The organism is Methylobacterium sp. Leaf89 (assembly GCF_001422215.1).
Classification (GTDB): Bacteria; Pseudomonadota; Alphaproteobacteria; order Rhizobiales; family Beijerinckiaceae; genus Methylobacterium.
This window is the reverse complement of the sequence record NZ_LMML01000030.1, coordinates 333,793-343,543: the sequence shown is the minus strand read 5'-3', so window position 1 is coordinate 343,543 and position 9,751 is coordinate 333,793. Positions and strand designations below refer to the sequence as shown.

The window sequence follows — 9,751 nt, the reverse complement described above, 5'->3', positions numbered from 1 at the left end:
TGGCCGCCCGCCGATGAACCGGGGTATACGGATCACTCCCAGACCCGTCAACTGCCGGAAACGAAAAAACTTCCCCGTGGGTGTCACGGCGCCCCTCCCCTCCTCCGGTGACGGGCGCGCCGAAACGTGCCTCAATCTCGACATGCTGGGCCACGACATCCGTCGCCGGTCGCTTCGCAACGCCCTGCGCGGGGACTCCGCGTCGCCGATACACAGATCAGGAATGTCAGAGTGAAGCGCGGCCGTCTGAAGATCGGGGAGCGGGGCGGCCCAACGGAGGCGCGCGCCCCGGGACGGTCGCCGAACGGCAGCCTTCCGGCCCTCGATCTTCTCGGTCCCGACGCCGCACGGATCGACCGGCGCGACGTCAATCTGCGCTGGCTCTGCGCCAGCGCGCTCACCGGCCTGACGGGCGCGGCGCTGATCGGCGCGGCGATCCACGTCTCCCTGCAGAGCGAGGTCTCCTTCGCGGCGATCCCCGAGCGAGCCTCGAACGCCGTTCGGCCCGCCCTCAGCGACGGCACCGCCAACGTGGCCCGCAAGAGCGACCGGCTGGTCCGGAACCTGATGATCGCCTCGGCCAAGCAGAGCTTCCGTTCGCCCGTGACGGTACGGCTCGGCGACCGCGAGATCATCAAGGTGCGGCCCTTCATGCGCGTCTCGACCGCGCTCTCGATGACGACGGGCGTCTTCGCGACCGAGATGCCGCGGTTCGATCCGATGAAGCTCAGCACGGACGAGCCCCTGGAACGTGCGCCCGAGTCGGGCCTGGCGGATGCACCGGGCGCCGAGGTCTCCGTGATCAAGCGCGATCTCGCCGGGATCGACGTCGAGCCCGGCGCCCCGGCCCTCTCCGACGACGACGTGGCGGCGCAGATCGAGGAGGAGCGGCGCCTCTCGGCCGAGGCGGGCCGCCGAGCCGCGATCCCGATCGCGCCCCAGATCATGCTGTCGCGGACCCTGCAGCAGGGTATGGCGGCGTCGCGCTTCGATCCGGCCGCACGCTTCGGCGACGAGGGCTCGCCCTTCAAATCCATCGACGTCCTGGTGGTGCCGGAGAACGTCACCAGCCTAGCCAAGAGCGGCGCCGGCTCCGAGCCGCCCCTCGTCGAGGAGCGCGACCTCGCCCTCAAGCGCGGCGAGACGCTAGAGGCCGCCCTCAAGAACACGGCCCGGGCCGGCGACGACCAGATTCGCGGCATCGTGGCCGCCCTCGGCGGGCGCACGCGTACGGCCGACCTTTCCGAGGGCCAGCAGTTCCGGGTCCAGGTCGCACCCGGGCCACGGCCCGGCGATCCGCGTCAGGTGACCCGCGTGGTGCTCTACGGCGAGAGCGGCATCGAGGGGATCGCGGCGATCAATGATCGCGGCACCTTCGTTTCCGTCGCACCGCCGACCGAGGACACTCCCTCGCGGGCGGCGCCGGCGGTGGCGGACGCTTCCGAGGACGGCGAGGAGGACGGCGGCACGGGTCCGCGCCTGTATCAGAGCCTCTACGAGACGGCAGCCCGGCACGACCTGCCCCGCGGTGCCGTGGACGACCTGGTCAAGATCTTCGGCTACGACGTCGATTTCCAGCGCCGGATCTCGCAGGGCGACAGCCTCGACGTCTTCTATACCTTCGACGACGAGGTGGCGCAGGGCTCCACCGAACGGCCGGAACTGCTCTACGCCTCGCTCAATCTGGGCGGCGAGGTGCGAAAGGTCTTCCGCTTCCAGTCCCCCGACGACGGGACGATCGACTACCTCGACGAGCAGGGTCGGTCGCTCAAGAAGTTCCTCATCCGCAAGCCGATTGCCGACGGCATCATGCGCTCGGGCTTCGGCTATCGGCGCCACCCCGTGCTCGGCTACGCGAAGCTGCATACCGGCGTCGACTGGGCGAACCCGATCGGCACGCCCATCGTGGCCGCCGGCAATGCGACGGTGCTGAAGGCGGATTGGGATTCGGGCTATGGCCGCCGAGTGGAATTGCAGCACATCAACGGCTACGTCACGACCTACAATCACATGTCCCGCTTTGCCCGCGGCATCACCGCCGGCGCCAAGGTGCGCCAGGGCCAGGTGATCGGCTATGTCGGTTCGACCGGCCTCTCCACGGGTGCCCACCTCCACTACGAGGTCATCATCAACGGGCACTTCGTCGACCCGATGAAGATCCGCGTCCCCCGCGGGCGCGAACTCGACGGGCGAATGCTCGCGGAGTTCACCCGCCAGCGCGAGCAGATCGAGGGCACGATGCAGAAGTCGCGCACGGCCTCCGCCATGGCCCAGCGCGACGCGATGCGCTGATCCCGGCCCCGACGGTCCCGTCCCTCATATCTGCATTCTCGGGCTGATCGCCGCCGCTCAGGCGAAACCGAGGCGGGCCCGTATGCCCGCCGGGCTCTCGCCGGACGCGCGCAGGTCGGCGAGGGAACGCGAGCCGCGGGATTTCGCGAGCTTCTCGCCCGAGGCGTCCCGCAGCAGGGCGTGGTGATGGTAGCGGGGTGACGGCGCCCCGATCAGGGCCTGCAGCAGGACGTGCAGGTCGGTGCTGGCGCGCAGGTCTTCGCCTCGGACCACGTGGGTGATGCCCTGCACGGCATCGTCCATCACGACGGCGAGGTGATAGCTCGTCGGCACGTCCCGGCGGGCGATGACGGGGTCCCCCCACCGTGCCGGATCGGCGGCCTCGTCCCGCTCGATGCCGATTTGGCGAACAGCCCCCCTCCCCTCCCCCGCCGCGACGGCGAAGGTCCGCACCACGTGCGGGCCGGGTGACGCGGCCAGGGCATGGGCGGTGTCGAGCCGCCAGGTATGCGGCTCGCCAGCGGCGCGTCGCCGATCGGCGACCCTCTCGGACAGGGCCCGGCAGGTGCCCGGATAGAGCGGCGCTCCGTCGGGGTCGCGGGGCACCGGCGCGCAGCGGCCGGCGTCGGCCTCCACCACCGCGGCGATCGCGCCGCGGGAGCAGAAGCACGGATAGGCCAGACCGCACTCGGCCAGCGCGGAGACCTGGTACCGGTACGCGTCGAGATGTTCCGACTGTCGGCGCTCGGGGGGCGCGAACCGCAGGCCGAGCCAGGCGAGGTCCTCACGGAGGCCCTGGATCAGCTCCGGGCGCGACCGGACCGGATCGATGTCCTCGATCCGCAGCAGCAGGCGGCCGCCGATGCCCCGCGCGAGGGCGTCGTTCAGGAGGGCGGAGGCGGCGTGTCCGAGATGCAGGCGGCCGTTCGGGCTGGGGGCGAAGCGGAAGACCGGGGCGTTCACGGACGGATCCCTCCCGACCGCCGGTCGATCAGCCGCCGACGCGGCGCAGGCAGCTCTGTTCCTTCGCCACGCAGGCGATCCCCGGCAGGGAGCAATGGATGCCCCCCTCGCCGCGCTGGCAGACGCGGCAGCCGTCGCCCCACTCGGCACAGGCCGTGTCCTCGCTCGGCGCCACGCTCGCCCTGGGGTGCGACGGCGCCGGTACGGCGGCCCCGATCAGCACCGTCGCGGCGGTGAGGGCGACCACGCCCCAGGCGACGCGGCGGTCGTGGGTGCGCGTCGGCGCGTCGGATATGCGGTCATCGGCCATGGCGCGGTGTTCGCGCGGGCGGACCGGCGTGTCAACGTTCACGCGGCTGCCGCACGACCAGCCAGCAAGTCCGGCAGGGCCCGGAGATCCAGGGGCTTGGCGAGAAAATGATCGAAGCCGGCCGCTCGGGCCTCCCGCTCGTCGTCGCGGCCCGCATTGGCGGTGAGTGCGATGAGCCGGAGTGCGGAAGCGCGCGGCCCGCTCTCGCCGGCGCGAATCCGTCGGGCGGTCTCGAGCCCATCGAGCCCGGGCATGCGGATGTCGAGGAGGGCGAGATCGAAGGGCGCCGCGTCGGAGGCTTCGCGGATGCGAGCGAGCGCCTCCTCCCCGTCCCGCGCCAGGACGACGATCGCCCCGAGGCGTTGCAGGGCCTTGGTGGCCAGGAGGGCGTTGATCGGGTTGTCCTCGGCCAGGAGCACGCGCGGTCCGCCGGAGATCGGGGCAAGCAGAACCTCCGATCCTGGCTGAAGGGCGGCCCGGTGCGCGGCCTCGTTCGGCGTCGCCGGCCGCTCGCCCCGCGGGGGGGCCGGCGCGAGCAGGCGATCGAACAGCGAGCGGGCGCGCACGGGCTTCACGAGGTAACTGTCAAAACCGGACGCGGCCGGCGCACCGAAGTCGCGTCGATCGAAGGGGGAGAGCAGCACCAGGCAGCAGCGCACGCCGTGCCGCCGCGCCTCCCCGGCGAGGGCTCGAACGGCGGCGTCCCCGAGGGTCCGATCCGCCAGGAGGGCGTCGAAGGCGGCCCCCGGCAGCGCGGCGAGTCCCGCCTCGAGGTCCGGCACCACCCGGGCTGAGGCCCCGGACCGCGTCAGCCGGCGCGCGAGGTAGGGCGCCTGGAACGGCGAGCTCGCCACGATGAGGACTCGGCGTCCCGCGAAACCGGGCGGGCGCTCCCGTTCCGCCTCGGCGACATCGAGCGGAAGGGCGACGGTGAAGGTGCTGCCCGTGCCGAGGCGCGACGTCGCCTCGACATGGCCACCCATCCGGGTGACGAGGCGACGCGTGATGGCGAGGCCGAGCCCGGTTCCCTCGTGCCGTCGGCTCGCACTGTCGTCGCCCTGCTCGAACTCCTCGAACAGGCGCGGGATGCGGTCCTGCGGGATGCCCGGACCCGTATCCGAAATGGCGATGCGCAGATGGCCGTCCCCGTGGGTCAGTTCCACCCCGACGCCACCGGTCCCCGTGAACTTGATGGCGTTGCCGGCGAGGTTCACGAGGATCTGCCGGACCCGGTCCGCGTCGCCGATCACGAGGCGCGGGACGTCGTCGGCGACGTCCACGGCGATCTCGATGCCCTTGTCCTGGGCGCGGGGCGCGAGCAGCTCCACAACGCCCTCGGCGATCTCGGCCGGATCGAAGGGCTCGGCGGCGAGGTCGAGGCGTCCCGCCTCGATCCGTGAGAAATCGAGGATGCCGTCGATCAGGGTCAGCAACGCCTTGCCCGAGGTGCCGATGGCCTCGACGTAGGTGCGCTGCTCCGGATCGAGCCCGGTCTCGAGGACGAGGTCGGCCATGCCGAGAATCCCGTTCAGCGGCGTGCGGAACTCGTGGCTCACGGTGGCGAGGAAGCGCGACTTCGCCACGTTGGCGGCTTCGGCCCGGGTCAGGGCCTCGTCCAGGGAGCGGGCGGATTCGACCCGCTCGGTGATGTCGGCACCGGCACGCAGCCATTGGGTCTCGCCATTGCTGCCCGGCACCGCCATCTCGATGAACGTGTACCAGCGCGGCGTCCCCGTGGCCGGGGCGAGCCGCATCTCGATCCGGCGGACGCCGTCCGCCTGCCGCACGATCTCGCCGGTCTCCAGCACCTCCGGCTGGCGGGTCGTGCCGAGGAGCGACAGGGGCTCGGCCCCGACGAGACGGCCGAAGCCCGCGTTGGCGAAGGTGATCCGGCCCTGGGAATCCCGTTGGACGATGATCTCCGTCGTGGCCTGCACCAGGGCGCGGTAGCGCTCCTCGTTCTCGGAGAGGCGCCAGATCCGGTCCTCGAGATGCTCGGTGCGTCCCCCCTCTTGCGCGACCGGCCGGGGGCCAACTCTGGCCCGATGGCTGCGCGCGCGCAGGAGCCAGCCCGCCAGGAAGGCCAGACCGGACGGGAGAAGGATAAGGACGATGTCAGGCAGAGTCATGCAGCCAGCCCCTGGCGGGTCGGGCCCCCACCGGGGCCGACCATGCCGCCCGAGGTTGAAGGCCGGCTTTCGAAAGGCTGTTAAAGGTTCGTTGCCGGCCCCCTTCGGGATTGACGCGACGCGCCGTACGCTTCACGGGCCGGTCGCGATGGTGTAGGCGCGGCGGCTTGATCCCGGGCCGCGCTCCCGGCGGCTCCGAGGAACGCGAGACGTGAGTGTCATGACGGCTACGAGTTCGGCAAATCCCGGTCAGGCGCGGATCGCCGCCGCCTTCGCGCGCTGCCGCGCCGAGAAGCGGGCGGCCCTGGTGACCTACGTCATGGCCGGCGACCCGGATGCCGAGACCTCCCTGAAGGTCCTGCAGGCCCTCCCGGCCGCGGGGGCCGACATCGTCGAGTTCGGCCTGCCCTTCACCGATCCCATGGCCGACGGCCCGGCGATCCAGGCGGCCGGCCTGCGCGCGCTCAAGCACGGGCAGGGTGTGGTGCGGACCCTCGACCTCGTCCGGCGCTTCCGCGCGGGGAATACCGAGACGCCGGTGATCCTGATGGGATACTACAACCCCATCCATGCCTACGGCGTCGCGCGTTTCCTCGACGATGCCCTGGCGGCCGGCATCGACGGCCTGATCATCGTCGACCTTCCGCCGGAGGAAGACGACGAGCTCTGTCTTCCGACGCTGGAGAAGGGCCTCGCCTTCATCCGGCTCGCCACGCCGACCACCGACGAGAAGCGCCTCCCGGCCGTCCTCGCGAACACGGCGGGCTTCGTCTACTACGTCTCGATCACCGGCATCACCGGTACGGCGAAGCCGAACTTCGACCGGGTCGCGGAAGCCGTGGGCCGGATCCGGCGCCACACCGACCTGCCCATCGTCGTGGGCTTCGGCGTGCGCACCGGCGCGGATGCCGCCGCGATCGCCCGCGGCGCCGACGGGGTGGTGGTCGGCTCGGCCCTGGTCGATGCCATGCGGGCGACCCTCGACGAAGAGGGCGCGTCGAAGGGCGGGACGGTCGAGGCCGTCAGCGCCCTGGTCCGCGAGCTGGCCGAGGGCGTTCGCTCCTCGCCCCGCGCCTGACGCAATTTACAGAGACCTTCCGGCTCGCTCGCTTCGAGCCCGCACAAGGACGCCGTCGCATGATGGTTGAACCGATGAACTGGATCTCGGAGGTCGTTCGCCCCAAGATCAAGACCTTGTTCAAGCGCGAGACCCCGGAGAACCTCTGGGTCAAATGTCCCGACACGGGCCAGATGGTCTTCCACAAGGAGGTGGAGAGCAACCATTGGGTCATCCCGGGCTCGGAGCACCACCTCAAGATGAGCGCCCAGGCGCGCCTCAAGATGATGTTCGACGAGGGCACCTGGATCGACGTGCCCCTGCCGGAGGTCGCCGCGGACCCGCTCAAGTTCCGCGACGAGAAGCGCTACGTCGACCGCCTGAAGGACGCTCGGGCCAAGACCGGGATGACCGACGCCTTCAAGGTCGGCTTCGGCCGGGTCTCCGGCCTGCCGATGACGCTGGCGGTGCAGGACTTCGCCTTCATGGCCGGGTCGCTCGGCATGGCGGCAGGCGAGGCCTTCGTGCGCGGCGCCGAGACCGCCCTCGACAAGCGTACCCCCTTCGTCCTGTTCTCCGCCTCGGGCGGCGCGCGCATGCAGGAGGGCATCCTATCGCTGATGCAGATGCCCCGCACCACCGTGGCGGTGCGCCGGCTCAATGCCGCCAAGCTGCCCTACATCGTGGTGCTCACCAATCCAACCACCGGCGGCGTCACCGCGTCCTACGCGATGCTGGGCGACGTCCATCTGGCGGAGCCCGGTGCGCTGATCTGCTTTGCCGGCCCCCGCGTCATCGAGCAGACGATCCGCGAGAAGCTGCCCGATGGGTTCCAGCGTGCGGAATACCTGCGCGACCACGGCATGGTCGATCAGGTCGTGCACCGGCACGCCCTGAAGGACACGATCGCCAACCTGTGCGGTCTCCTCATGAACCAGGAGCCCGGAGCGCAGCCGGCCCGGACGGCCACGCCGGTCCCTGAGCCCGTCTGAGGCGCCACACCCCGCTCCCTTCCCTTCGCGACACGACGTTCGATCATGGATTCCTCCGACGCGCTGATGGCGCGCTTCCTCGCCCTCCACCCGCGCACGATCGACCTGTCGCTCGGGCGGATCGAGCGCCTGCTTGCCCGGCTTGGACATCCCGAGCGCAAGCTTCCGCCGGTGATTCACGTCGCCGGCACCAACGGGAAGGGCTCGACCATCGCCTTCATGCGGGCGATTCTCGAGGCGGCGGGGCTGGCGGCCCACGTCTACACCTCGCCCCACCTCGTGCGCTTTCACGAGCGCATCCGCATCGGCGCGATCGGCGGCGGCCACTTCGTGCCCGAGGACCAGCTCGCCGATGCCTTCGCGCGCTGCGAGGCCGCCAACGAGGGCGAGCCGATCACGGTGTTCGAGATCACCACGGCGGCCGCCCTGCTGCTGTTCTCCGAGCAGCCCGCGGACGTGCTGCTCCTGGAGGTCGGCCTCGGCGGCCGGGTGGACGCGACGAACGTGATCGACAGTCCCGCGGCCGCGGTGGTCACGCCGATCGGGCGCGACCATGCGGAGTACCTCGGCGACACCGTCGAGGCCGTGGCCACGGAGAAGGCCGGGATCTTCAAGAAGGGCTGCCCGGCGATCATCGCCGCGCAGGACTACGCCGAGGCCGATTCCGTGCTCTGCCGCCTCGCCGAGGCCGCCGGGGCCATGCCGATCCGGGTCGGCAACCAGGATTTCTCGGTCCATGCCGAGCGCGGGCGCCTCGTCTACCAGGACGATCTCGACCTGTTCGACCTGCCGAAGCCGCGCCTGAACGGCCGGCACCAGTTCACCAATGCGGGCACGGCGATCGCCGCCCTACGCGCGGCCGGCTTCGGCGATATCGGCACCGCCGCCATCGAGGCCGGCCTGAACTCCGTCGAGTGGCCCGGACGCCTGCAGCGGCTGAACCGAGGACGCCTGTCCGAGCTCGTGCCACCGGGCGCCGAGCTCTGGCTCGACGGCGGCCACAACATCGACGGCGGGCGCATCCTCGCCGCCGCCATGGCGGATCTCGGCGAGCGCTCCGACGTGCCGCTGGTTCTCATCGTCGGGTTGCTGGGTACCAAGGACGCGGAGGGGTTCCTGCGCAATTTCATCGGTTTGGCGCGGGTGCTCGTGGCGGTTCCGATCGCCGGCCAGATGGCGGCCAGACCCGCCGACGAGGTGGCGAGCATCGCGGCGGAGGTCGGCCTGAACGCGCAGTCCGCGCCGAGTGTCGAGGCCGCCCTGGAGAGCCTGGCCGATATCGCGTTCGAGCAGCCGCCACGCATCCTGATCTGCGGTTCGCTCTACTTGGTGGGCGCTGTGCTGACCGCGAACGGGACGCCTCCCACCTGATTTTCCTTAACTTTTCCCGGGGTTCGCTCACGACCACGTCAGCTCTGCTGTGTGACCCTGGCGCTACATCTTGGCTGTGGAAACTGCAGTAGGTTCTCCCTCGATCGGGCATATCGCTGGGGATCAAATAATGAAAAAGCTTCTTACGTCTTTCGCGGCCTTCACGGCCCTCACCGCGGCCGCTTCGGCCGCTGACCTTCCGCGTCGCGCGGCGCCCCCGGTGTTCGTGCCGGTGCCGGTGTTCACCTGGACCGGCTTCTACGCCGGTTTCAACGCTGGTTACGGCTTCGACGCCTCCAGCAACAACCAGCCGACCGTCATCGGCCTGAACGGCGCCAGCACCCTGGTCCTGCCGGGCACCACCGCTGTCGTCGCCTTCCAGAACGGCCAGAGCAACGACGGCTTCGTCGGCGGTGGTCAGATCGGCTACAACTACCAGTTCACCCCGGGCTCCGGTGTTGTGATCGGTGTCGAGGCCGACGCCCAGTACGTCGACTTCGGTCGTGAGCGGAACCGCTTCACGGCCACCGGCCCGCTGGCCGCCCAGCAGGTCTTCAACCCGGCCGGCATCTCGGGCCTCGACTACTTCGGCACCGTCCGCGGTCGCCTCGGCTACGCCTTCGACCGCGTTCTGTTC

Annotated in this window: 7 protein-coding genes and 1 pseudogene; 5 read left to right on the top strand and 3 right to left on the bottom strand. The window is 70.7% G+C overall.

The genetic code is table 11. The features are described 5' to 3' along the window. Positions 1-351: 351 nt before the first annotated feature. Positions 352-2,292: a M23 family metallopeptidase gene (locus tag ASF18_RS21740; protein WP_244472805.1), complete on the top strand. Its 1,941-nt coding sequence runs from the start codon at positions 352-354 to the stop codon at positions 2,290-2,292. Positions 2,293-2,349: 57 nt separating this feature from the next. Here ASF18_RS21740 and gluQRS read toward each other — a convergent pair whose 3' ends face one another. The 3 genes from gluQRS to ASF18_RS21725 are packed head-to-tail and all read right to left on the bottom strand — an operon-like array spanning position 2,350 to position 5,694. Further along, positions 2,350-3,255 (bottom strand): tRNA glutamyl-Q(34) synthetase GluQRS, encoded by a 906-nt coding sequence (gene gluQRS / locus ASF18_RS21735; RefSeq protein ID WP_056355239.1) that lies wholly within the window; start codon positions 3,253-3,255, stop codon positions 2,350-2,352. Between the two features lie 28 nt (positions 3,256-3,283). Next, positions 3,284-3,565, bottom strand: a complete 282-nt coding sequence (locus ASF18_RS21730) for a hypothetical protein (RefSeq protein WP_056219807.1) — start codon at positions 3,563-3,565, stop codon at positions 3,284-3,286. 38 nt (positions 3,566-3,603) lie between these two features. Beyond that, positions 3,604-5,694, bottom strand: a complete 2,091-nt coding sequence (locus tag ASF18_RS21725) for an ATP-binding protein (RefSeq protein ID WP_056355236.1) — start codon at positions 5,692-5,694, stop codon at positions 3,604-3,606. A gap of 220 nt (positions 5,695-5,914) precedes the next feature. Here ASF18_RS21725 and trpA point away from each other — a divergent pair, with 220 nt between their 5' ends. From trpA to ASF18_RS24970, 4 genes and pseudogenes are all read left to right on the top strand, one after another. Further along, positions 5,915-6,772, top strand: a complete 858-nt coding sequence (gene trpA, locus ASF18_RS21720; protein ID WP_056355232.1) for a tryptophan synthase subunit alpha — start codon at positions 5,915-5,917, stop codon at positions 6,770-6,772. Between the two features lie 62 nt (positions 6,773-6,834). Continuing rightward, complete coding sequence (accD, locus tag ASF18_RS21715; protein WP_056355317.1) at positions 6,835-7,743, top strand: acetyl-CoA carboxylase, carboxyltransferase subunit beta; 909 nt, start codon at positions 6,835-6,837, stop codon at positions 7,741-7,743. A gap of 45 nt (positions 7,744-7,788) precedes the next feature. Next, on the top strand, positions 7,789-9,114 hold the full coding sequence (locus ASF18_RS21710; RefSeq protein WP_056355229.1) for a folylpolyglutamate synthase/dihydrofolate synthase family protein: 1,326 nt from the start codon (positions 7,789-7,791) through the stop codon (positions 9,112-9,114). Between the two features lie 130 nt (positions 9,115-9,244). After that, positions 9,245-9,751 (top strand): annotated as a pseudogene (locus ASF18_RS24970) (porin family protein); the annotation flags it as partial.